The 23069-nt window shown below is 53.2% G+C and carries 28 protein-coding genes; 21 read left to right on the forward strand and 7 right to left on the reverse strand.

Annotation, left to right across the window (positions count from 1 at the left end; genetic code table 11):
• Positions 1–71 precede the first annotated feature (71 nt).
• The 6 genes from M0D42_RS06465 to M0D42_RS06490 all read left to right on the forward strand — a co-directional run bounded on the left by M0D42_RS06465 (position 72) and on the right by M0D42_RS06490 (position 3682).
• A complete protein-coding gene (locus M0D42_RS06465; RefSeq protein WP_265020774.1) occupies positions 72–950 on the forward strand; it encodes an SPFH domain-containing protein in 879 nt (292 codons plus the stop codon).
• A complete protein-coding gene (locus M0D42_RS06470; protein WP_265020775.1) occupies positions 950–1225 on the forward strand; it encodes an NfeD family protein in 276 nt (91 codons plus the stop codon). Before M0D42_RS06465 ends, M0D42_RS06470 begins: the two co-directional genes overlap by 1 nt.
• A gap of 157 nt (positions 1226–1382) precedes the next feature.
• Positions 1383–1745, forward strand: coding sequence for an SUF system Fe-S cluster assembly protein (locus tag M0D42_RS06475; RefSeq protein WP_265020776.1), 363 nt, complete (start codon positions 1383–1385; stop codon positions 1743–1745).
• Between the two features lie 195 nt (positions 1746–1940).
• Entirely contained in the window at positions 1941–2585 is a 645-nt protein-coding gene (locus M0D42_RS06480; protein WP_265020777.1) for a hypothetical protein, read from the forward strand.
• The gene (locus M0D42_RS06485; protein ID WP_265020778.1) at positions 2578–3309 is read left to right on the forward strand and encodes a DUF3307 domain-containing protein; all 732 of its coding nucleotides are present in this window, start codon (positions 2578–2580) and stop codon (positions 3307–3309) included. The genes M0D42_RS06480 and M0D42_RS06485 overlap by 8 nt, the downstream gene beginning before the upstream one ends.
• Positions 3310–3331: 22 nt before the next feature.
• On the forward strand, positions 3332–3682 hold the full coding sequence (locus M0D42_RS06490; protein ID WP_265020779.1) for a HesB/IscA family protein: 351 nt from the start codon (positions 3332–3334) through the stop codon (positions 3680–3682).
• Positions 3683–3728: 46 nt separating this feature from the next.
• On the opposite strand, the gene M0D42_RS06495 is transcribed toward M0D42_RS06490, so the two are convergent.
• The gene (locus M0D42_RS06495; protein ID WP_265020780.1) at positions 3729–4100 is read right to left on the reverse strand and encodes a VOC family protein; all 372 of its coding nucleotides are present in this window, start codon (positions 4098–4100) and stop codon (positions 3729–3731) included.
• Between the two features lie 247 nt (positions 4101–4347).
• Between M0D42_RS06495 and tpiA the strand changes: the two genes are divergently transcribed.
• Both tpiA and M0D42_RS06505 read left to right on the forward strand, forming a co-directional pair.
• The gene (gene tpiA, locus M0D42_RS06500) at positions 4348–5094 is read left to right on the forward strand and encodes a triose-phosphate isomerase (protein ID WP_265020781.1); all 747 of its coding nucleotides are present in this window, start codon (positions 4348–4350) and stop codon (positions 5092–5094) included.
• A 32-nt stretch (positions 5095–5126) separates the two neighbouring features.
• Positions 5127–5459 (forward strand): putative quinol monooxygenase, encoded by a 333-nt coding sequence (locus tag M0D42_RS06505; protein ID WP_265020782.1) that lies wholly within the window; start codon positions 5127–5129, stop codon positions 5457–5459.
• A 73-nt stretch (positions 5460–5532) separates the two neighbouring features.
• On the opposite strand, the gene M0D42_RS06510 is transcribed toward M0D42_RS06505, so the two are convergent.
• Complete coding sequence (locus M0D42_RS06510) at positions 5533–7416, reverse strand: SLC13 family permease (RefSeq protein ID WP_265020783.1); 1884 nt, start codon at positions 7414–7416, stop codon at positions 5533–5535.
• 129 nt (positions 7417–7545) lie between these two features.
• Between M0D42_RS06510 and M0D42_RS06515 the strand changes: the two genes are divergently transcribed.
• Complete coding sequence (locus M0D42_RS06515) at positions 7546–8727, forward strand: cytochrome P450 (RefSeq protein WP_265020784.1); 1182 nt, start codon at positions 7546–7548, stop codon at positions 8725–8727.
• Between the two features lie 6 nt (positions 8728–8733).
• On the opposite strand, the gene M0D42_RS06520 is transcribed toward M0D42_RS06515, so the two are convergent.
• Entirely contained in the window at positions 8734–9195 is a 462-nt protein-coding gene (locus tag M0D42_RS06520) for an Lrp/AsnC family transcriptional regulator (RefSeq protein ID WP_265020785.1), read from the reverse strand.
• Positions 9196–9338: 143 nt separating this feature from the next.
• Between M0D42_RS06520 and cysG the strand changes: the two genes are divergently transcribed.
• From cysG to M0D42_RS06555, 7 genes are all read left to right on the forward strand, one after another.
• A complete protein-coding gene (cysG, locus tag M0D42_RS06525; protein ID WP_265020786.1) occupies positions 9339–10733 on the forward strand; it encodes a siroheme synthase CysG in 1395 nt (464 codons plus the stop codon).
• Position 10734: 1 nt separating this feature from the next.
• Positions 10735–11037: a DUF2849 domain-containing protein gene (locus M0D42_RS06530; RefSeq protein ID WP_265020787.1), complete on the forward strand. Its 303-nt coding sequence runs from the start codon at positions 10735–10737 to the stop codon at positions 11035–11037.
• Positions 11038–11039: 2 nt separating this feature from the next.
• Complete coding sequence (locus tag M0D42_RS06535; RefSeq protein ID WP_265020788.1) at positions 11040–12710, forward strand: nitrite/sulfite reductase; 1671 nt, start codon at positions 11040–11042, stop codon at positions 12708–12710.
• Positions 12700–13494 carry a phosphoadenylyl-sulfate reductase gene (locus M0D42_RS06540; RefSeq protein WP_265020789.1) on the forward strand — a complete coding sequence of 265 codons (795 nt, stop codon included), beginning with the start codon at positions 12700–12702 and terminating at the stop codon, positions 13492–13494. Before M0D42_RS06535 ends, M0D42_RS06540 begins: the two co-directional genes overlap by 11 nt.
• Positions 13491–13919, forward strand: coding sequence for a DUF934 domain-containing protein (locus M0D42_RS06545; RefSeq protein WP_265020790.1), 429 nt, complete (start codon positions 13491–13493; stop codon positions 13917–13919). Before M0D42_RS06540 ends, M0D42_RS06545 begins: the two co-directional genes overlap by 4 nt.
• 117 nt (positions 13920–14036) lie before the next feature.
• Positions 14037–14894 carry a ferredoxin--NADP reductase gene (locus M0D42_RS06550; protein ID WP_265021110.1) on the forward strand — a complete coding sequence of 286 codons (858 nt, stop codon included), beginning with the start codon at positions 14037–14039 and terminating at the stop codon, positions 14892–14894.
• 139 nt (positions 14895–15033) lie between these two features.
• Complete coding sequence (locus M0D42_RS06555) at positions 15034–16683, forward strand: U32 family peptidase C-terminal domain-containing protein (RefSeq protein ID WP_265020791.1); 1650 nt, start codon at positions 15034–15036, stop codon at positions 16681–16683.
• Between the two features lie 60 nt (positions 16684–16743).
• Here M0D42_RS06555 and M0D42_RS06560 read toward each other — a convergent pair whose 3' ends face one another.
• Positions 16744–17469 (reverse strand): translation initiation factor 3, encoded by a 726-nt coding sequence (locus M0D42_RS06560; protein WP_265020792.1) that lies wholly within the window; start codon positions 17467–17469, stop codon positions 16744–16746.
• Positions 17470–17664: 195 nt separating this feature from the next.
• Between M0D42_RS06560 and infC the strand changes: the two genes are divergently transcribed.
• Complete coding sequence (gene infC / locus M0D42_RS06565) at positions 17665–18210, forward strand: translation initiation factor IF-3 (RefSeq protein WP_265021111.1); 546 nt, start codon at positions 17665–17667, stop codon at positions 18208–18210.
• A gap of 80 nt (positions 18211–18290) precedes the next feature.
• On the opposite strand, the gene M0D42_RS06570 is transcribed toward infC, so the two are convergent.
• From M0D42_RS06570 to M0D42_RS06580, 3 genes are all read right to left on the reverse strand, one after another.
• Positions 18291–19394: a dimethylsulfoniopropionate demethylase gene (locus tag M0D42_RS06570; RefSeq protein WP_265020793.1), complete on the reverse strand. Its 1104-nt coding sequence runs from the start codon at positions 19392–19394 to the stop codon at positions 18291–18293.
• A 228-nt stretch (positions 19395–19622) separates the two neighbouring features.
• The gene (locus M0D42_RS06575) at positions 19623–20174 is read right to left on the reverse strand and encodes a thioredoxin family protein (protein ID WP_265020794.1); all 552 of its coding nucleotides are present in this window, start codon (positions 20172–20174) and stop codon (positions 19623–19625) included.
• Between the two features lie 19 nt (positions 20175–20193).
• The gene (locus M0D42_RS06580) at positions 20194–20577 is read right to left on the reverse strand and encodes a GFA family protein (protein WP_265020795.1); all 384 of its coding nucleotides are present in this window, start codon (positions 20575–20577) and stop codon (positions 20194–20196) included.
• A gap of 142 nt (positions 20578–20719) precedes the next feature.
• Here M0D42_RS06580 and M0D42_RS06585 point away from each other — a divergent pair, with 142 nt between their 5' ends.
• From M0D42_RS06585 to pyrC, 4 genes are all read left to right on the forward strand, one after another.
• Positions 20720–21058 carry an ArsR/SmtB family transcription factor gene (locus M0D42_RS06585; protein WP_265020796.1) on the forward strand — a complete coding sequence of 113 codons (339 nt, stop codon included), beginning with the start codon at positions 20720–20722 and terminating at the stop codon, positions 21056–21058.
• Positions 21045–21488: an SRPBCC family protein gene (locus tag M0D42_RS06590; RefSeq protein WP_265020797.1), complete on the forward strand. Its 444-nt coding sequence runs from the start codon at positions 21045–21047 to the stop codon at positions 21486–21488. The genes M0D42_RS06585 and M0D42_RS06590 overlap by 14 nt, the downstream gene beginning before the upstream one ends.
• Positions 21489–21509: 21 nt before the next feature.
• Positions 21510–21890, forward strand: a complete 381-nt coding sequence (locus M0D42_RS06595; protein WP_265020798.1) for a DUF1761 family protein — start codon at positions 21510–21512, stop codon at positions 21888–21890.
• Positions 21891–21996: 106 nt separating this feature from the next.
• Positions 21997–23037 (forward strand): dihydroorotase, encoded by a 1041-nt coding sequence (gene pyrC / locus M0D42_RS06600; protein ID WP_265020799.1) that lies wholly within the window; start codon positions 21997–21999, stop codon positions 23035–23037.
• The last annotated feature ends 32 nt before the right edge of the window (positions 23038–23069 follow it).

Raw genomic sequence — 23069 nt, forward strand, 5'->3', positions numbered from 1 at the left:
TTAGTAAGGTTGTAAAACAGCTCATCGGCAACCACGTTATAAGCGGGTTATAGATTTTTAGGGGGACATTTATGATCGAAGAAATTCTATCGGAAAACATCGTTCTGCTCGCAGCAGCGGTATTTGTAATTATTGTTATTCTCAAAGGTGTTCGGATCGTTTCACAATCTGAGAAACATGTTGTGGAGCGTTTTGGGAGACTGCATTCCGTGCTTGGGCCGGGTATCAACTTTGTCGTGCCCTTCCTGGATGTGGTGCGTCACAAGATTTCCATTCTGGAACGTCAGCTGCCAACAGCCAGCCAAGACGCGATCACCAAGGACAACGTTTTGGTGCAGGTAGACACCTCGGTGTTCTATCGCATCACTGAACCAGAAAAGACCGTCTACCGGATCCGCGACGTTGATGACGCGATCTCAACCACAGTAGCCGGCATTGTGCGGGCCCAGATTGGCCGGATGGATTTGGATGAGGTCCAGGCCAATCGTGCGCATCTGATCGATACAATCAAATTGTCAGTCGAAGACGCGGTGGATGACTGGGGTATCGAAGTAACCCGGGCGGAAATTCTGGATGTGAACCTAGATCAGCAAACCCGCCAAGCGATGTTGCAGCAGCTGAATGCGGAACGTGCCCGCCGCGCTCAGGTAACAGAAGCCGAAGGTCAGAAACGCGCGGTGGAACTGCACGCCGATGCCGAACTCTATGAGGCAGAACAAAAAGCCAAAGCGCGCAGGATTTCAGCTGAAGCCGAAGCCTATGCAACTGAAGTTGTGGCGCAAGCCATTAAAAATAACGGTATCGAAGCCGCTCAGTATCAAGTTGCTTTGAAACAGGTTGAGGCTCTGAATGCGCTGGGCAATGGTGATGGTAAACAGACCATTGTGGTGCCAGCCGCGGCACTTGAGGCCTTTGGCGACGCCTTTAAACTGCTTAAGGGAGGTTCATAATGGACGCACTTCTAACCACCTGGTGGGTTTGGCTAGCAGCGGCTTTGGTCTTAGGCATTCTCGAAATGCTCATCCCCGGCTTTATTTTCCTGGGTTTCGCAATCGGCGCGGCCGTGGTTGGCATCGCGCTGCTGGGACCTCTTGGTCTGCTATCTGTTCCAGCCATCCTTCTCATTTTCGCGGTGATATCTCTCGCGGCTTGGCTGGGCTTGAAAAAGCACTTCGCACTGCCAAAAGGTCAGGTCAAAACCTTTGATCACGACATCAACGACTAATTGAGGGCGCATGTGCGCCCTTCTCTTTTGCTTTTTTCCAAATACTCTCGTCGCATGCGCCTTCGGTTACCCGGTCCGTCAATCCAATTGCATGCCCCCTCTGGACGCCCCCTGCCTTATTCCCTATATCAACGCTCAGGAATAAACAGGTAATCAAATGACTCAGGAAAACGATCCCGTAGAGGGCACACCTCTGATCACGCCATCAAGCATCGAACACCCGCTGTTTGATGCCTCTGTTGAAGCTGTGCGCAGCGTCTATGACCCTGAGATTCCAGTGAATATCTATGATCTCGGCCTCATCTACACCATCGACATCAACGATGAAAACGAGGTGAATGTGATCATGACCCTCACTGCACCGGGCTGCCCTGTTGCTGGTGAAATGCCAGGCTGGGTACAAGAAGCCATCTCTGGTGTAGCCGGTGTGAAGACCGTGGATGTTGCCCTTGTGTGGGAACCCCCATGGGGCATGGAAATGATGAGCGACGAAGCCCGTTTGGAATTGGGCTTCATGTAAACCACGGCCCTTCGGGGCCGTTTTTCGTTTGCGCTCAAAGTCGCACGCATTAACCTCGCACCCAATTTAGGGTGCGTTTGGCATTATGCAGCCTATTTTGGGCGCTATTGCAAATATGCAACCAAAATAGGCTGCATTATCCATATAGCAACCAAAATAGGTTGCGTTTAATCATTCGCAACCTATTTTGGGTGCATGACAAACGACAAAATTCAGCTGGTAGCAGTGTTTACCGGGGATCTGGTTGGATCAACCAATCTGACGAAAGCGCAGATTGATGCTGCATTCAGCCTGCTCGAAAACTGCGCAAAACGGGCTGAAGAGTGGCATGGAACTTCACACAGTTTCTCCCGTCACCGAGGGGATGGATGGCAAGTCATTCTTGAGCATCCTAAGTACGTCCTTCGATTGGCGATCATATTCCGAGCAGCGCTGAAATCACTAGGCCCAGAATTTGACACCTATATCGGCATTGCTGACGGCAAAGTGGATGTTTCAGACCAAACCGATCTAAACAAAAGAAATGATAGGGTTTTCATAGATTCTGGCCGCGCTTTAGAAGCTGTGAAATCCGGTCCAAAACTCGATATCCACATGGCATACGACAGTAACTCAGCTGAAGCCGCGGCAATTACCCTAGCCGATAAAATTGTCTCCGACTGGACCCCAGCACAAGCTGAAGCAATCACGCAAATGCTAATCAACACGAGTCCACCAAATTACACTAAATTAGCAAAAATTTTAGGAAAATCACGACAGACTGTTACCAAGACACTCACGGCTGCGGGTCTTCATAGTATTTCAATTGCAATAAATCTCATGGAACAAACCGATGATTGAAACCATAGTCGCCCTCTTCGCGGCTCATGTTTTGGCCGATTATGTGTTTCAAACCAACAAGATGGTCACGCGCAAGAATGAACTGCCCTTTCTCGCTTACCATGGCGTCATCGTCCTTGGCACCGCCATTTTAGCGACCGGAAGCATTGCAATTCCGATCTTCATTCTTACTGGCCTGCACATACTGACGGATTGGATCAAAACCCAATTCAATGACGGGATTGAAGCACATCTCTCCGACCAAATCGTACATCTGGCAACGCTGACTGCCGTTGCCGCCTTCGCGCCTGATATTTGGAGCGAAGGCGTTTGGGCCCCGGCCCCAGAATTTACGCCCCATGCCATGCTTCTTATAGCTGGCGCGATCTACGCGACGCGTGCCGGAGGTTTTGCTGTTGGTATTCTGATGACCCCTTACGGCCCCTCCTTTTCCAAAGACAGCCTGCCCGGAGGCGGCAAGATGATCGGCCTACTCGAAAGAGGACTGATCTATGTACTCGTGTTGGCGGGACTGCCGATCGGGATTGGTTTTCTTGTTGCTGCAAAATCCGTGTTAAGATTTGAGACAGCGAAGGAAGGCGATGCGGCCGAAAACAGAAAACGGTCTGAATACATCATCATAGGCACGCTGGCTTCTTTCGGCTGGGCCATTTTGGTCAGCCTCGCAATTTTGTTTCTTCTGGCACAGCTGCCAGACCTTGGCATTGCAATGCCCAAGCCCTAAATAGGCATCAAAGGAGCATCTTATGTTCGGCATTCCAGGCAAACAGGCGGTCACTCTGACCCCGGCGGCAGCAAAGCAAATCGTGAAACTGATGGAACGTGATGGCCATCAGGGCTTGCGTATTGGCGTCAAGAAGGGCGGCTGCGCGGGCATGGAATACACCATGGAATATGTCGATGAGGTCAATCCGATGGATGAGACTGTCGAACAGGATGGTGCACGCGTCATGATCGCGCCGATGGCACAGATGTTTCTCTTTGGTACAGAGATCGATTATGAGGTCTCTCTGCTTGAAGCGAGCTTCAAGTTCAAAAACCCAAATGTGACCGAGGCCTGTGGCTGCGGGGAATCCATTAAATTCGCTGATATGTGATAGGCAGAACGGCAGGCCCGTTCTGCCTTGTCTTCAAAGCACTGATTTAAGCCGCTGCTACCAGTGTGCCGAAACAGATTTTGTTCTGATCCAGATCCCGCACATAAGCCGAGAAATAAGGCCCACGCAGGTTTGGCGCGCCTTCACAGGTTCCACCTAAATCGATGGCTTTCTGATGCAGGCGCTCCACCTCATCATTGGAGCCAGCGTCAAAGCCCACCATCATCCCATTGCCCTTTGTCGCAGGTTCTTCATCAAACGGGGTTGCAACAGCAAACGCCGCACCCTCAGACATCCAATATGTCATCCGATCGGTCGCCATGGCTTGCGCAAACCCTGTTCCTTCAAACAGTGCATCATAAAATTTAGCTGCTGCGTCTCTGTCGTTTGTACCAACAACAAAATAGTTCATCTTCATAGAGTTAGGTCTCACTGAATTTTAGGATCAAGTGACCACGCGATGGGCGTCGTCATGCGCTTTACTTACACACCCTTCATGTCAATTTCTGTCGGCTGGAAATTCATCAGACAGGAAATATAAAAGTGCTCCCTCTGCTGTCTTGTGCTTTGCCGCGACAATAATGTTAGCGCCATCACCTTGACCCTACTGAGCTGAACACGCAAAACACTCTCAGCTTATAGACACCTGCAGGAAGGAAGTTCCGATGCGCCGCAAACTTGCCGCTGGAAACTGGAAAATGAATGGTACAGCTGCCCAATTGGCCGAGCTGACCGCAATGACAGAAGTTGCCAACACAGAGCAAACGGATGTTCTGATTTGCACCCCAGCGACTTTGGTGAACCGTGCTGCGGATACAGCATCTGGCTCAGCTGTCGCCATCGGCGGACAGGATTGCCATGCCAATGCATCCGGCGCGCACACAGGTGATATCTCTGCGGCCATGCTCGCAGACGCAGGCGCAAGCCACGTAATCACTGGTCACTCTGAGCGCCGCGTGGATCATGCTGAGACCGATGCTGTGATCGCTGCAAAGTCCGAAGCGGCTTATGCCAACGACCTTATTGCCGTGATCTGCATCGGTGAAAGCTTGCAAGAGCGCGAAAGCGGTCAGACACTAGACGTTGTAGGCACCCAACTTCAGGGCTCGACACCAGATGCGGCCACTGGTGCAAACACTGTGATTGCTTATGAACCTGTATGGGCGATTGGCACCGGTAAAGTTCCAACGCTGGATCAAATCGCCGAAGTGCATGACTTCATCCGTGCAAAACTGGTAGAACGTTTCGGTGCCGAAGGTGAAGCAATCCGTGTGCTCTATGGCGGTTCCGTGAAACCATCCAATGCATCAGAGATTTTTGCTGTCTCTAACGTGGATGGCGCCTTGGTGGGTGGCGCGAGCCTGAAAGCCAGCGACTTCAACGCGATTATCTCAGCGCTCGACGAAGCCTGATCTGGTCGTCTTCGTTTCGGCAAGAACTTCCGATGATCTTAGAAATCAGACATTACACGATTAAGCCCGGTTTCCGGGAAAGCTTCATAGAATTCTTTGAACGAGAAAATCGTCAGGCTTTGCGTGACGCTGGCATGCTGGTGTTTGGTCCTCTCCGAGATTTGGAAAACCCAGACAAGGTTCATTGGGTCAGAGCATTTTCGACATTGGAAGACCGAGAGCGGATCAAAAACGAATTCTACCATGGCCCCGTATGGCACAAAGACATTGAACCAAAGGCCATGTCGATGATCGCCCATTACGAGTGTGAAGTAACAGAAACGACAGGTGGTTTTGAAAACTTCTCTGGAGAAGCGACACTCTGAACTTCAAGTCATTATCAAATCAAAAAAGGCGCGTCTCGAAAGACGCGCCTTTTTATTTCAGTTGCCTGACGGATCAGAACACGATGTTCATCATCACCATTGAAACGATCAGGAACAGGATCGTCATGATGCCGCCGGACTTCACAAAGTCGATCACCTTGTAACCAGCTGGGCCCATGATCAACGCGTTCACCTGGTGGGTCGGGATCAAGAAACTGTTGGAGGTTGAGATCGCAACCGTCAAAGCAAAGATCGCCGGATCGCCACCTGCGGCGACTGCGATGGACACCGCGAGCGGCACCAGAAGAACTGTTGCACCTACGTTGGACATCACCAGAGTGAAGATGGTTGCGAGGACAGCCACGCCAACCTGTAGAGACCAAATGGGCCAGCCTTCCAAGAGCGAAAGAATCTGATGTGCAATCCATTCAGCCGTCCCGGTACTTTGTACTGCCATACCCAATGGTATGAGGCTGGCTAAGAGGAAAACGGTTGTCCAGCTGACGGCCTCGTAAGCTTCGTCAATATCAAGAACACCCGTCAGGATCATGCCCACGGCTCCTGTGAGCAGACAGAGTGACAGGCGAATGTCGGTGAAAAGGATCATGCTCAGCGCAATTGCGAAGAAGAGCACCGCAAAACCGAGTTTACGCGGGCGCAGCTCCTCACGTGGGAAATCCTGTGTCACAACCACAAAGTCACGGTCGCGGGTCAAACGGGTCAGAGACTCCCAAGTGGAGTGGATGACCAGAGTGTCCCCTGCATGGAAAGGCTCTTCACCCACCGCTGTCGGTTCGTGATCTTCTGTCTGCATATAGCTGAGTGTTTCTTCATCTCGGTGGATCGCGAGAAGAGACGCGCCGTATGTCTTACGGAACATCAGGTCATGCGCACATTTGCCGATGATGCCAGAACCAGGTGGGATAACGACCTCGGCCACGCCGGATTTGGTGGCCGCATAGTCTTCCGCGAATACATCCAATTCTGTGTGCAGCGTGAAGCCTTCATCCAGAACCATAGAGCGCACTTCTTTGCGCGCGCCGAGGATGGCCAAACGACATGGGGTTTCAACTGGCGTTGAAATCATCGGGGCGAACCATCGCTTACCATGCAGCGCCGAACCGATGATATAGACGTGATACTGCTGCATCAGCTCATCAAAGGTTTTACCTTCACAAGGGTGACCCGCTGGAATGGAAATCTCGTGAATATCTGTGCGCAAGCCATAGATATTCTTGAGGAATTCTTTCAGAGATTGGGCGCTTGTACCGTCCCCTGTCTTGGCACCGGCTGGTAGAACCCAGCGGCCAAAGACCACAAAATAGATAATGCCTGTAATCACGAGGCAGACCCCAATTGGCGTCACTGCGAAAAGATCGAAGATCTCCATCTTCTGCCCCTCAGGCAGGCTCGCATTGGATGTTAGGATCAGGTCATTCAGCAGGATCAAAGGAGAGGAACCAACCATTGTCATGGTGCCGCCGAGGATGGCGCAGAAACCCATCGGCATCAGCAGACGCGACATCGGAATTTCTGTCCGTACTGAAATCCGGCTGACAACTGGCAGGAAGAGCGCCGCAGCACCCACGTTTTGCATAAAGGAGGAAATAACACCCACTGTGCCCGAAATGATCGGAATAATACGGCCTTCAGTTTTACCGCCGCGCTTCAGGATAACCGCGGCCACCTTACTCATGATGCCCGTTTTATCGAGCCCGGCCCCGATGATCATCACGGCTATGATGGAAATCACCGCGTTCGAGGCAAAACCATTGAACAGCTGAGTGACGTCCGCAACGCTCGAAGTTGCAGGAATCTGAGAGATCAGCCCCAATAGAACCATCACAAGGATAGCGGCTAAGTCGATCCGAACAATCTCTGAGACAAATAGAAAAACGGTAAATGCCAGCAATCCTAAGACCACCATCATTTCCAAAGTAAGGGTAATAGATTCCAAAACGCGCTTCCTCCTGGAAATTTTATTACAAGGACAGTCAACGATGGGCAACGGCAGCTGGCGCGCTAATTGACGCGGAGATGTAAATAATTCGGTTGCAATTGTGCCTGCGATTGTAAATCTGACGCTATGCTCAAGTTGCACCAACCACCGACAGACTCAGGTTTCGTTCAGAACCCCTATCCTTTTTACGAACAGGCTCGTGAAAACGGCCCAATTCACTATTGGGACGACTACGGCATGCCTGCAGCGTTCAGCTATGCGACTGTGTCGATGTTGCTTAAGGACCGGCGTTTAGGACGTGAGGTGCCCCCTGATCTGGCGACCGAGCCCGCACCTCATACAAAGCCGTTTTACGCAATCGAAGCGCACTCCATGCTGGAGCTGGAACCTCCTCGACACACCCGTCTCAGGGGCCTTGTAATGCGCGCTTTCACCAGCCGTCGCATTCAAAGTTTGGGTCCGGAGATCGAAGTCTTATGCAAAGAGCTTTGCGAGACCTTTCCAAGTGAACCCTTTGATCTTCTTGAACATTACGCAACGAAAGTCCCTGTTATTATCATTGCGCGCATGTTGGGTGTACCGGAGACAATGTGCGATCAGCTTTTGAAATGGTCCAACGCAATGGTCGCCATGTATCAGGCGTCGCGCAGCCATCAGACAGAGCTTGATGCAGCGACTGCCTCGCAGGATTTTTATAACTTCATGCGGGACTATATCGAAGAGCGTCGAGAGACACCGGGAGATGACCTGTTAACGGAACTGATCGCAGCGGAGGAGGACGGAGATCGGCTGACAACGGATGAGATGATCTCGACCTGCATTCTGCTTCTCAACGCAGGGCATGAAGCAACAGTACACACGATCGGCAATTCCGTAAAAACGCTTTTGGAAACCAAGACGGATCTTGGATGCCTAACCGAAGACCGCATTCAATCGGCCGTGGAAGAACTGATCCGCTTTGATCCACCCCTGCACATGTTTACACGCTACGCCTATGAAGAGGTTGAGGTTGGCAATCACACTCTGAAACCCGGAGATCAGATTGCTCTATTACTGGGGGCGGCGAACCGCGATCCAAACATGTGGGAAGACCCGAATACCTTCAATCCGAACCGTGTGATCAAAACCAATATGGCTTTTGGAGCAGGCAGGCATTTCTGCATCGGCGCGCCGCTCGCGCGCCTAGAGATGCAGATCGCCCTGCCCGCGCTCTTTGAACGCCATCCTGGGCTCTCACTCGTTGAGCCGCCTGAATACGCGAATGTCTATCACTTCCATTGCCTCAAGAAGCTGATGGTGAAAACCTAAACTCCGTCAGAGCGGTAGATGTGTGGTCGATTTGATCTCTTCCATCGACAGGAGCGCCGTTACATTGTGCACGCGCACTTCTGAGATCAGCGCCTGATAAAACGTGTCATAGGCCCGCGCATTGGCGACTCGGACTTTCAGGATGTAATCTATGTCGCCTGCCAAACGGTGCGCTTCCTGAACTTCAGGACGATCTTTCAACGCTTTTAGGAACTTCGCCTGCCAATCTGCCTCATGGGCGCTTGTGCGGATCAGAACAAAGAAGCAGGCCTCAAAACCAAGCGCCTCTGCATCGAGCAAAGCCGTTTGTTGCTTGATGATTCCACCCTCGCGCAGCTTGCGAATACGGTTCCAAACCGGGGTCTTGGAAGACCCCACGCGCTTGGCAATTTCGTCCAATGAGAGCGCTGCATCCTGCTGCAGCTCGTTGAGGATTTTCCGATCCATATCGTCTATTCGCAACGCCATTCCAATTTCCTCGCTTATCAGGAATATTCTGCCCAACTGCGCCAACACATAGAACAAACGTTTCTATTTTTCCAGACATCTAGCGCCACATAGGAACATTTTCCTGTATTGCGCTCGAAATCGCAAGAAATTGAGACGCCAAAATGAAACACTATCCCGTCTACTTGTCTGTTAAAGGACAGCGCATCGCCCTCTCTGGCGGTGATGAGGCGGCTGTGGCGAAGTTGCGTCTCCTGATGAAGACCGAAGCTGACATCGTGGTTTACGCTAGTGATCCGGTTGCAGACATACAAAATTGGGCAGCGCGGGGCAAAATCTCCCTGATTCCACGCGCTCTTGAGGCGGGTGACCTATCTGATGAAGTTCTCTTCTATGCAGCAGATGAGGATGAGGAAGAGGACGCCCGCACCTCAAACATCGCCCGCGACGCCGGCGTATTGGTGAACATCGTCGACAACCTTGAAGACAGCCAGTTCATCACCCCAGCGATTGTGGATCGTGATCCGGTCACAGTGGCCATCGGCACGGAAGGCGCAGCACCTGTGTTGGCGCGCGCCATTAAGGCCGACCTTGAAGAGCGTCTCTCGCCAAATCTCGGCATGCTGGCACGTGTTGGTAAGACCTTCCGCAAGGCTGTAGAGGCCCTGCCCTTTGGTCGTCCGCGCCGTGACTTCTGGGCGGATTACTACTTCAAAGCGGGTCCTCGCGTAGAAACCAAAGGCGAAGTTGCAGCACAGCAAGAGCTCGACGAGCTTCTGTTTCAGCACATCTATGCTGACAAACAGCCGGGTCACGTGGCTTTCGTTGGTGCAGGCCCGGGTGACCCTGAACTACTGACCCTGAAAGCGCGCAAGGCTTTGGATGTGGCGGATGTTGTGATCTACGACCGTCTTGTTGCGCCAGAAATTCTGGAACTGGCCCGTCGCGAAGCGAAGCTGATCGATGCAGGCAAAACGCCTTATGGTCAGCATACTCCTCAGGAACACATCAACGGCCTGATCGTAGACCACGCTTTGCAGGGTCATCTGGTTGTCCGTCTGAAATCTGGCGATCCAACCGTCTTTGGCCGCCTCGATGAAGAACTCGAAGCCTGCGATGAGGCCCATGTGGCTTACACCGTTGTACCAGGCATCACCGCGGCCTCTGCAGCTGTTGCTTCCGTTGGTCAAAGCCTGACCAAACGCGGACGTAATACAAGCGTGCGCTTTCTGACCGGCCACGCGATCGATGGCTTTGCTGACCATGATTGGCGCGAACTGGCACAACCCGGTGCCGTCGCAGCCATCTACATGGGCAAAAAAGCCGCTCGTTTCATTCAGGGTCGTCTGATTATGCATGGTGCGGATCACGCAACCCCAGTCACCGTTGTGGAAAACGCATCCCGCGCAGATCAGCGCGTGATTGCATCCACACTTTCCTCTCTTCCACAGGATCTGGCCGAAGCCGATCTGACCGGACCAGCGCTGACTTTTGTCGGCCTCACTCCGCGTCGTGCCGCCGCCACCCTGACCAAGTTTCAACAACAGGAGCTCGCCTGATATGGCCCGCGCTTTCACACCTAAAGTCGTCACAGCAAACCACCTTCTGGAAGGTGATGTGATCTATATGACGGTCTCTGGCGAATGGACCCGCGATCTGTCCGAAGCAGAGCTGCTGACCGACGAAGCAGTCGCTGAAGAGCGACTGATCACAGCACAACAACAAGCGGCCGTCACTGTGGGCGCTTACCTTGCAGACGCAAAAGCAGGTGACGATGGTCGCCCTGCTCCAACCCATTTCCGCGAAGAGTTCCGCCGCACCGGCCCATCGAACTACTTCCACGGCAAACAGGCAGAGGCATAATCATGTATCAGTACAACGACTTTGACAGCGCCTTCCTCGCAGAACGCAACCGCCAGTTCCGCGCACAGGTTGAACGCCGCGTCGACGGCTCCCTGACAGAAGACGAATTCCGTCCGCTGCGTCTGATGAACGGGTTGTACCTGCAACTGCACGCCTACATGCTGCGCGTTGCTATTCCTTACGGCACCCTGTCCTCTGATCAGATGGACACTCTGGCTGTGCTGGCTGAGAAATGGGACAAGGGCTACGGCCACTTCACCACACGTCAGAACATCCAGTACAACTGGCCAAAGCTGAACGACGTGCCTGATATGCTGGACGAGCTGGCCAAGGTGAACATGCACGCCATCCAGACGTCCGGGAATACGATCCGTAACGTGACCGCTGATCATTTCTCTGGCGCGGCGGCGGATGAAGTGGCGGACCCACGTCCGATTGCGGAATTGATCCGCCAGTGGTCTACAGATCACCCTGAATTCCAAGCGCTGCCTCGGAAATTCAAAATCGCTGTCTCTGGCGCGATTGAAAACGATCGTGCGGTGATCAAGGCGCATGACATCGGCATCTACATCGTCAAGAACGATGCCGGTGAGATCGGTTACCAGATCGTTGTGGGTGGTGGCCTTGGCCGTACACCTATGATCGGTAAGGTTCTGAAAGACTTCGTAAAACAGGAAGACCTGCTCTCTTACCTGGAAGCGACTGTCTCTGTCTGGAACCTGCTGGGTCGCCGCGACAACAAGTACAAAGCGCGTATCAAGATCACCGTACACGAGCACGGCATCGAAGAAATCCAGCGTCGCGTGGAAGAGCGTTTTGCCCTGATCCGCCCAACGTTCGAAGGCTTTGACGTTGAACTGCTGAAAGAAATCGAAGCGCATTTCGCAAGCCCTGAGTTCCGCAGCGCGCCAACCGATGCATATGAAGCAGCATACAATGCGGACCCACTGTTCCGCAGCTGGGTTGACACCAACCTTGCCGCGCACAAGCAGGACGACTACGCGATTGTAACCATCTCGCTGAAGAAACACGGCGCGACACCGGGTGATGCATCCGCCGCGCAGATGCGCGTGATGGCGGATATCGCACGAAACTATGCGCACAATGAGCTGCGCATCAGCCACGAGCAAAACGTGATCCTGCCGCATGTGCATAAATCAGACCTTCCAGACATCTACGCTGCGCTGAAGGAAGCTGATCTGCACACGGCTAACATCGGTCTGATTTCGGACATCATCGCCTGCCCGGGCATGGACTACTGTGCGCTGGCGACCGCGCGCTCTATCCCAGTGGCTGAACAGATCGCTGAGCGTTTTGACGAGCTGAAAATCGAACATGACATTGGTCACGTTCAGATCAAGATCTCTGGCTGCATCAACGCATGTGGTCATCACCACGTCGGCCACATCGGCATCCTGGGTCTGGATCGCGCAGGCGTTGAAAACTACCAGATCACTCTGGGTGGTGACGCGACTGCGACAGCCGCTGTTGGTCAGCGCGTTGGTCCGGGCTTTGCCTATGACGAGATCGTCCCAGCGATTGAACGCATCATCGAAGGCTATCTGCAGCTGCGCGAGAGCTCCGATGAAACCTTCATCGAGACCTACCGTCGTGTCGGCCTGGAAGCGTTCAAAGGCTATATTTACCCTGAGAAACAAGCCAATGCAGCATGATCGGGTGAATAATCAATCGGCGATTACGCCTTTGTCCTTTGGAGGGGAAGCTTCCGCTGACCCGCTAAAGGAAAAGGTGGATCAGCTGAACGCGCGCTATAAGCACCACTCGGCGACGGCCGTGCTGGAGCGGGCGTTGAAAGACGATGACGTGGGCAAGCTTGCCCTCGTCAGCTCCTTTGGCGCGGAAAGCGTGGCCCTGCTGCATCTGGCGGCCATGGTGGATCGCAACATCCCTGTGCTGATGGTCGATACAGAGATGCTTTTCACTGAGACGCTGGAATATCAGCTAGAAGTGGCTGAACGTCTGAACTTGCAAAATATGCAGATCATCCGCGCTTCTGAGGTCTCTTTGGATGCAGAAGACCCGGATGGTACACTGCATCAGCGCGACACGGACGCTTGCTGTTCATTGCGCAAAACCCGCCCATTGCAGCGCGCGCTGCGGGATTACAATGGCTGGATTTCAGGCCGCAAACGCTTTCAGGCAGGTACACGTGCTCAGCTGGAGTTCTTTGAAGTCGAAGACTTTACCGGCCGTATCAAGGTGAACCCGCTCGCCTATTGGGCCCCTGAAGACGTCAAAGCCTACATGGAAGAAAACAACCTGCCGCGTCACCCTCTGGTGGCGAAAGGCTACCCGTCTATCGGCTGTGCGCCTTGCACAAGCCCTGTGAAACCGGGTGAAGACCCACGCTCCGGCCGTTGGCGCGGACAAGATAAAACCGAATGCGGCATCCATTTTGAAAACGGCAAAATGGTGCGCAATGGAGTAAACGCATGACTGTGATCATCACCGATACTGGCTTTGCAGCCGATGACTGGACTGAAGGTTTCGTTGCGCTTAGCAATGAAGACGAAGCGGCCAATGATATCAAAGCCTTGGACCTCGCATCTGATGTGTTCCCAGAAAACCTCGGCAACGCGATTGCCAATGTGGAATTCATCCGCATCGACTTTCCAAGCGCCGCTGATGGCCGCGGTTTCACCATCGCCCGCCAACTGCGTCTGATGGGTTTCAAAGGCCGCCTGCGCGCCAAAGGTCACGTTCTTGCTGACCAATACGCTATGGCGCGTCGCTCTGGCTTTGATGAAGTTGAAATCTCTGATGAACTCGCTGCCCGTCAGCCAGAAGATCAATGGCAGTTCCGCTCGGACTGGCAGGCACACGATTATCAAAACCGCCTGCGCGCCAAAGCAACAAGCTGAAGGCCCCATCTGACGCAGACATGTGCGAATTGGACATGTCGGCTATTCCCAGATTGGACCTGTCAAAACACGTAGAAACTGATAGATGGAAGGCGGTGTATGCCGCCTAATTGCACGATGAACGAGCTGACCAAAGTGACTGAAGCAACTGCTGTAGAAGCAAAAAAACCCGTCCTGCCAGACGCGCAGACCGTGACCGAAGTGAAACATTGGACCGATCGCCTGTTTTCCTTCAAGTGCACGCGCCCTGCCTCCCTGCGTTTCCGCTCTGGCGAATTTGTCATGATCGGCCTGATGGGAGATCCGCACCCAGAGACAGGCAAGCAGAAACCTTTGCTACGTGCCTACTCCATCGCCTCCCCATCCTGGGGCGAAGAGATGGAGTTCTACTCGATCAAAGTCCAAGACGGCCCGCTGACCTCGAAGCTCCAGCACATCAAGCCAGGTGATGAGATCATCCTGCGTCCAAAGCCTGTGGGCACATTGGTTCATGACGCGCTGATCCCCGGCAAGCGCATCTGGTTCTTTGCAACCGGCACCGGCTTTGCACCTTTTGCATCTCTGTTACGTGAGCCAGAGACTTACGAAAAATTCGATGAGATCATCATCACCCACACCTGCCGGGAAGCAGGTGAGCTGACCTACGGTCGAGAACTGATCGAGAGCCTAAAAGAAGACGAGCTCTTGAACGAAGTGATCGGCGAAGGCTTCTGGAAGAAGATCAAATACTACCCAACCACCACGCGCGAAGAGAGCGCCAAGATGGGCCGCATCACCGACCTGATGCGTTCTGGCGAAGCCTTCAAGGATCTGGGCGTGGAACCACTGAACCCAGACACAGACCGCGCGATGATCTGTGGCAATCTGGCGTTTAACCTGGAACTGAAGGACCTGTTTGAAAACGAATACGGTCTGGAAGAAGGGGCAAACTCCAAACCAGCGCATTATGTGGTTGAGAAGGCCTTCCTCGACTGATCGAGACGATATGAGTTTAAATTAAGCCGCTCAGTCATCTGGGTGGCTTATTTGCGTATATAACCTAACTTTCAGATGTAAATTTTCATCCCCAGCCACAGCCGTTAAAGCGGCGCAGACCTTTTCTTGGCTGGCGATCATGACACACCATCGTTCCGAACTTCTGATGCCTGCGGGCAATTTGCGCAAACTCAAGATGGCGATCCTTTATGGTGCGGATGCTGTCTATCTGGGTACGCCGGATATGTCCCTGCGCACGAAATCTCAGTTCTCGTTAGAGGACGTGATTGAAGGCGTGAATTTCTGCCATGAGCACGGCAAACGCGCCTACCTGACGCTCAATCTCTTCTCGCACAACAAAGACATTCCAAAGCTTGATGAGTACATCGAGACCGTGCGTAAGGTGAACCCGGACGGATTGATCATCGCTGATCCGGGCGTGTTCCAATATGTGCGTGAGCGTGCGCCGGAAATCCCGCTGCATATCTCGACCCAAAGCAACATCTGCTCTTGGCTTTCTGTGAAGTTCTGGGAGCAGCAAGGTGCGCAGCTTTGCGTTTTAGCGCGGGAGGTTTCCTACCCGGAACTCAAAGAAATCCGGGAAAAATGCCCGGATATCAAACTGGAAGCCTTCGTGCATGGCGCCATGTGCATGACCTATTCAGGCCGTTGCCTGCTGTCGAATTTCATGGCGGAACGCGGCGCCAATCAGGGCAATTGCGCCAATTCCTGTCGCTGGAATTACACCTTCCGCCTGCGCCTGAAGGATGGCACCGTGCAGGACCTCAACATCACCGATGAAAACGCCGAGATGTTCGAATTCCTTCTGGAAGAAGGCTGTCGCCCGGGTGAGCTGATGCCGATCGAGGAAGATGCGCGCGGCTCTTATATTCTGAACTCCAAAGACCTCTGCATTATGCCCAAACTCGACGAATACCTGTCGATTGGCGTCGATAGCCTGAAAGTCGAAGGACGCGGGAAATCCGAATATTACGCCGCCATCGTAGCCCGCGCCTACCGGATGGCGATTGATGACTATTATGCAGACCCAGAAAATTGGGACCCCAAACCCTATATGCGCGAACTCGAGGCGGTCGGAAACCGGGGCTACACGCTGGCCTTCCATGATGGCCGGCTGACGAACTACGCTCACGGTTTTGAACACACTGCCTCTCTTGCTCAGTGGGAGTATGCAGGTGTGGTCACTGAGGTGACCGAAGATGCCTTCCTGATCGAGGTGAAGAACAAGCTTGAAGCCGGAGACGTTCTGGAATTCGTTTCGCCTATTGCGCGAGAGACCATCCTTCTACGTGCCTATGACTTTGAGGAGGCCGCCACAGGCAAGCGATTGGATGTGGTTCACGGCAGCACCAAGACGGTGATCCGCATCCCATTCGATTTGTTTGATCACGAAGAGCTGGACGTTTTAAAGACGCTCTTCCCGGTCTATTCGGTCCTACGCAAAGAACGCGCTCTGACAGAAGAACAGTGGAGCCGCATTCGATTGGATAAGCTCACGCAAGGCCTGGAAACCAGCGGTAAGGACAATCCGAAAACCTATGCGCGCCGGCGAGACAGTCTGATCGAAAACATTGGCGACGCGTCAGAAGAGCGTCGCTTCAAAACCAATCGCGTTGGAACGGAAGGCTGTTGTGGACGTGGGTGCAATGGCTGCCTGATCTTCTGGCAAGATGATCAATACGCAAAGGCGCGCGACGCGCTCTTGCGGCGCAAACAGGGTGAGCAGCTGAGCCGGGAAGAAGCCAAAACACTCAAGCTGGTGCCATAGTGCAAAACAAAAAAGCCGCAGCGTTTATAGCTGCGGCTTCCTTTTTGTGAACGTTTAAGATCAGAGACCCAGCGCTTCTTTGACTTGTGTCAGAGCTGCTTCCAGAAGTTCAGGATTGTTCTGTGCGGCTTCTACAGCCTTCGTCAAAGCAACCTTCTTCAGACCATCAAGCTCTGATCCGTCGATCAGCTCTGCCACTTTTTCCATGCTGAAATTCTCTGGAGACAAAAGATCGAGCGCAGACATGCCTGTGTCAGCCGCCGCATCTGCGGTTTCTGCTACAGTCTCAGCAGCTGCGTCTGTTGTTGCATCGACCGCTTCGCTCGTGGCTTCGGTCACAGCTTCAGTTGTGCCTTCCGCGGTTTCTGCAGCGTCTTTCACCATCTCAGCTGCGCCTTCAACGACTTCGCCAGCGGCCTCTTCGGTAGCTTCAACGGTGCCATCAACGGCATCAGTCGCCGCATCACCAGCGCCAGTCAGGGCGTTGGTCGCATTCTCAAGAGCGTTATTCACCGCTTCTTCTGCGTCGTCTTTTGCCGCTTCGACGGCTTCTTCGACTTTCTCTCTCGCTTCCTCGACTGCGTTTTCAGCCTGTTCTTTCACGTCTTCAACCGCTTCGGTGACGGCATCTTGCGCTTCTTCAGCTTCTTCAACTACTTCCGCAGGTGCCTCGATTTCAGCAACGGGTGCTGCGTCCTCAGCGACCTCCGCGTCTTTCTGACCAAACAACACATAGCCTGCGACTGCGAGGCCAGCTGCGATAACAACCCAAATCAAATTTTTCATGGACTTTCTCCCATGTCCTTTCACCACGAAACCGTGGCATCTTTTCCATGATGACCAAATGCAGGCAGACAGGAAGGACAACAAGGGGGAAAGACTTGCGTTTTGGCGCAGAACCGCTGATTAACCGCTTGTATCGGCACAATCTCGCATATAGTTTGCAAACCCAAATCTGCTAATTATCGAAGGAAGAAAACCATAGCCCGCAGACCACACAATGCGCCTCCACAGCGCGACACTGGCCCACGTATCAACGACCGCATCCGTGCACCTGAAATTCGCCTGATCGGCGCCGAAGGTGAAAACGTAGGCGTCGTGCATCCCGCTAAAGCTCTGCAAATGGCGCGCGATGCTGAACTGGATCTGGTTGAAATCTCACCAAACGCCAACCCGCCCGTCTGCAAGATCATGGACTATGGTAAGTTCAAATACGAACAGCAGAAACGCGAATCTGAGGCTCGGAAGAAGCAGACCACCATTCAGGTGAAAGAAGTTAAATTCCGTCCAAACACCGACACGCATGACTATGACGTGAAAATGCGCAACGTGGTGAAGTTCCTGGAAAAGGGTGACAAGGTCAAAGTGACCCTGCGCTTCCGTGGCCGTGAAATGGCCCACCAGAACCTTGGTCGCGAACTGCTGGAGCGTGTTGCCGAAGACACCAAAGAAATCGGTAAAGTTGAGAACTTCCCTAAGATGGAAGGTCGTCAGATGATCATGTTGATCGGCCCACTGCCGAAGTGATCAACAGCTAATCGAGTGAGAAAACCCGGCCTTTTGGCCGGGTTTTTTGTTGTCCATGCGATAGGTATTCAGTCAGGTTCTCAGTTCCAGAAGCTCTGTTGCACGACTGCAGATCGAATGCCTTCAGAGGTCTCAACTGTTAACTGCATACCAGCATCCCAGTATTTTGCATCGACCATGCCTATCGCAACATTTGTTTTGAAATCTGGCGACCAGGCCGCCGACGTCACCTGCCCCACTTTCATCCCATCCTTCATCAGCGGCCAGGCAGCGGTGGGCGGCTTCACAGCGTCTCCTGAAATGGAAATCGCACGGATTTGCTGAACCGGGCCGCTCTCTTTTTCCCGTTTCATTGCCGCCAGTCCTGTATGATCACTGTCTTCAGTTGGATTGCAGAATTTACCCAACCCACATTCCATAGGTGTGTTTTCCATCGTCATGTCATTGCCATAGCTTAACAAGCCGCTTTCGATACGTTCGATGAGGTTGGGGCACCCCGGCCGCACATTGAGGTCAGCACCAGCCTCAAACAGCGCATTCCAAAGCGGCATGCCACAAGTCCCGCCCTCAACATAGACTTCATAGCCGCCTTGCTTTGAATACCCGGAGCGCGCGACAACGAAAGACGTGCCCTGAAACAACAGGCGCTTGTAGCGGAAGAAGCGAATATCCCGCACCTCATCCCCAAACACCCGCGCCATCAATTCGTCTGCTTTCGGACCTTGAATGGCAAGCGGTGAGACGTCAGGTTCAAAGACATTCACATCCAAACCGGCGCCAAGCGCCAGCCCCTTTACCCAGAACAAGAGATCGCTATCAGCGATAGAGATCCACCATCTGTCGTCACTGTGTTTGATCGCCACCGGGTCGTTCAGCATGCCACCGGTTTCATCAACGATGGGCACGTAATAGCACTGATCGTCTTGCATCTTATCCAGATTGCGCGGGGTCAGGCGTCTCATCAATTCGGATGCATCCGGACCTTTCAGCTCAACCTGTCTCTCACAGGAAACATCCCAGACCTGCACATGTTCTTTCAAGTGACGATAATCCGCTTCGACACTCTCAAAGACAGTTGCCAATAGCATCCGGTTGTAAACGGTGTAGGCCTTCACACCTTCTCTTTCGACACCTTCTGTAAAAGGTGTTTCGCGTAGGCGACGTGATCTAGACAGCATACTCATATTCGTGAACCTAATTCGGGGCGTTCCTGTTCCTGTGAATTCAGGAGATTGCCGGTTGACCAACACGGGGTAAGAAACGTGAGGTTTGTGTGGCCCCACAAGAAAAGATTTGCCGCGATCAAGCGATCGGGCAAGCGCCTAAATACTGTGCAATATGATAACGCTGCGTAACGGGTTTTCGAATTACGGGTTATTTCTGTCTCTCAGGGACCGCGCGGCCTCTCAGACTTATCGCCACTTGATCGAGCAGCCCATCGACGGAACCTGTTCAAGTGGCCCCTGCCCGGTTTTCGCGACCTGAATCATCGCATGGAACAGCTCACGTTCGGCCTCACTCGGCCTATTCATCCGCCCCGCCGCATCCAGGCGTCCGCGATATTGCAGGCCACCCACCGCATTGAAACCAAAGAAATCCGGGGTACAGACCGCACCATAAGCTTTCGCGACAGATTGGTCTTCGTCGTGGAGATAGGGAAAAGTGAACCCATGATCCCTTGCAAAATCTGTCATCGGATCAATTCCGTCCTGCGGATACATCTCCGCATCATTTGAACAAATCGCTGCAACGCCGACCCCATTTGATTGCAGTTCACCTGCGTCGCGCACAAGGCGATCAATCACGCCAACCACATAGGGGCAGTGATTGCAGATAAACATGATCAATGTGCCATTTGAACCGGCGACATCGGACAAGGCATAGGCCTTGCCATCGGTTGCAGGTAACAAAAATGCAGGCGCTGGCCAATCAAAGTCACAAACAGGTGGGTTCAATGCAGGCATGAAATATTCTTTCGCTGACTCAGTATTTCTGAATATGCGGAGCGTCTTCGGGTATCTGGTAGTACGCGCCCTTATCTTTCACAAAGATATGCCGACCCATCTTGAAATCGCTTGGATCATCCAAACAGCCCGCGCCGACAGACATGTGGTCTTCTTTGAACATCCGGTAAAATAGGCTCGATCCACATTTCGCACAGAACCCGCGCTCAGCCCAGTCCGAAGACTTGTACCATGTAAGCCCTTCTTCACTGAGAAATGTGTAATCCTCCCGACCAGCTGTTGTGGACGCCCAGACATGACCGCTGGTGCGCTGGCATTGTTTGCAATGGCAGGCCGTAATCGTTTCCCGCAAGTTTTTCACTTCAAATCGAACGGATCCACATTCGCATCCACCTGTGTGCATTGATCTAAATCTCCTAGTTAGTCCAGTAAGCCTCCTTCCATTCACTATGCCAATCAAGCCAATTTTCGTGATGCCTCCCATCATTCATCCTTTTGGTTGACTGAATATGTCTCACATGTTATTCACCCATATGGTTGAACGAATGGATCAAACCCAGCTCACGGAAATCATGAAGGCCGCCAGCGACCCGACGCGCCGCGCCCTGCTGACGCTGCTCGCACAGCATGGACCCAGCCGTGTCACCGCCCTGGCTACGCATTTCGATATGAGCCTCAACTCCGTCTCCAAACACATCAAGGTGCTGGAGAAGGCCGGGCTTGTTGTGCGCCGCACCGAGTGGCGCGAGCACATCATAGAAGTGCAGATGGAGCCTTTACGCCTCATCGACATGTGGTTCGCCGAGTTGCGTTCGATCTGGGCCATGCGCCTTGAGGCGCTGGACGATATTTTGACAATGGAGACTGCCAATGACGACGACTGATGTAAGACCCGACCTGAGCCTATCGGTTGACCGCGTGATCGCGGCGGCGCCAGAGAAAGTATTCAATGCCTGGCTGAACCCAGAAATGCTCGCCAAATTTATGCGCCCCGGCCCTGATATGGGCGCGCCAGATGTCACAACCGATGCCAAAGAAGGCGGTGGTTTTGAGATCATCATGAAAGCAGGCGATCAGGACCTACCCCACCGCGGCACCTATAAAAAGATCGATCCGCACAGCCAGATCATCTTCACCTGGGAAAGCGCCTTTTCGCCCGCAGAATCCGAGGTGACCCTCGACATCCGCCCGGAAGGTGACGGCAGCCACATCCGGCTCACTCATGTGACCTTCTATGACGAAGAAAAGCGCGACAATCACGAGGGCGGCTGGACACAGATTCTGGCGACCTTAGACAGCGCTTTGGCGGCCTAAGCAAAAACCGGAGGGACAATCATGGAAAGCGAAGCATTGAACATGACAGCCGTCTTGGTTGGCACAGTCGTAGCCTTCTTTGCGGGCTGGATTTACTACAGCGTGAAACCAATTCGCGTCCTTTGGGCCGAAGGCACGCGCATCAGCAGCGAGCCGCCTGAAAAGATGCCAATGATGGCGATGGCGCTGCAAATTGCCGGACTTTTCCTGCTGGCCCTGGTTGTTGGAATGACCGCGCAAACCAATGCGCTCTTCACGGCAATTGCTGCGATTTTGGCGACAGCGGTCATGGTTATGGCGCAGGACGCCTTTTCACAGAAATCAACAGCAGCCATCGTGATAGACGGCATATTTGTCGTACTGGCTGGCGTTATCATGATAGTCTGTCAGGGCATTTTTTGACCACTCAATCAAATCCCAAAGAAGCCTGCCCCATCGGCGGGCTTTTTCTTTGCAAGACACGGCAAACCCTCTAGCACCGATCCGCCAACCGGTGTAATCGGCAGACATGACCCAAAGCCTGACAATCACCCGCCCCGATGATTGGCACCTTCACCTGCGCGATGGCGCAATGTTGGAAGCCGTTCTGCCAGAGTCCGCCCGCCACTTCGCCCGCGCGATTGTCATGCCAAACCTGGTTCCCCCGGTTGTCACAGGCGCTCAGGCCGCAGCTTACAAAGACCGCATTATGGCAGCCCTGCCGGAGGGCATGTCCTTTGACCCGCTGATGGTGCTTTACCTCACTGAAGACACAGACCCGGAAGATGTCGCTGCTGCGCATGCTTCTGGCTTGGTGAAAGCAGTAAAGCTCTATCCAGCTGGCGCGACAACCAATTCTGCCTCTGGCGTTCAGAACTTTGACAACGTCCGCCCAACTCTGGAGAAAATGGCCGAGATCGGCCTGCCGCTTTGTGTGCATGGCGAGGTTACCAATCACGACGTCGATATATTTGACCGCGAAGCGGTTTTCATTGACTGCGTGCTTGATCCAATTCGCAAGGCCAACCCGGACCTCAAGGTGATCATGGAGCATATCACCACCAAAGACGGCGTCGATTACGCCAAATCCGGCGGCGATAACCTTGGCGCAACCATCACCACGCACCACCTGATCATCAATCGTAACCACATCCTCGCAGGTGGCATCAAACCGCACTACTACTGCTTGCCGGTTGCGAAACGCGAGAACCACCGGCTCGCCCTGCGCGAAGCAGCAACCTCTGGTGATAAGACCTTCTTCCTCGGGACCGATTCCGCACCGCATACGGACGAAAACAAACTTCTGCCCTGCGGCTGCGCGGGTTGTTTTACAGCCACCAACACCATGGCCTTGCTCGCCCATGTGTTTGAAGAAGAAGGCGCGCTCGATATGCTTGAAGGTTTCGCATCTCAGAACGGCCCAGCCTTCTACGGCCTGCCACTAAACAGCGACACCATCACGCTGACCAAATCTGACACGGCCACAACCTTCCCAGAAAAGATCGAAAGCGGCGACGGCCCTGTCACCGTCTTTGATCCGGGCTTCCCGGTTTTCTGGAATGTGACCTAAGCCCTTCTTCTTTGTCTAAATACTCAAAACAA

The organism is Cognatishimia activa (assembly GCF_026016445.1).
GTDB lineage: Bacteria > Pseudomonadota > Alphaproteobacteria > Rhodobacterales > Rhodobacteraceae > Cognatishimia > Cognatishimia activa_B.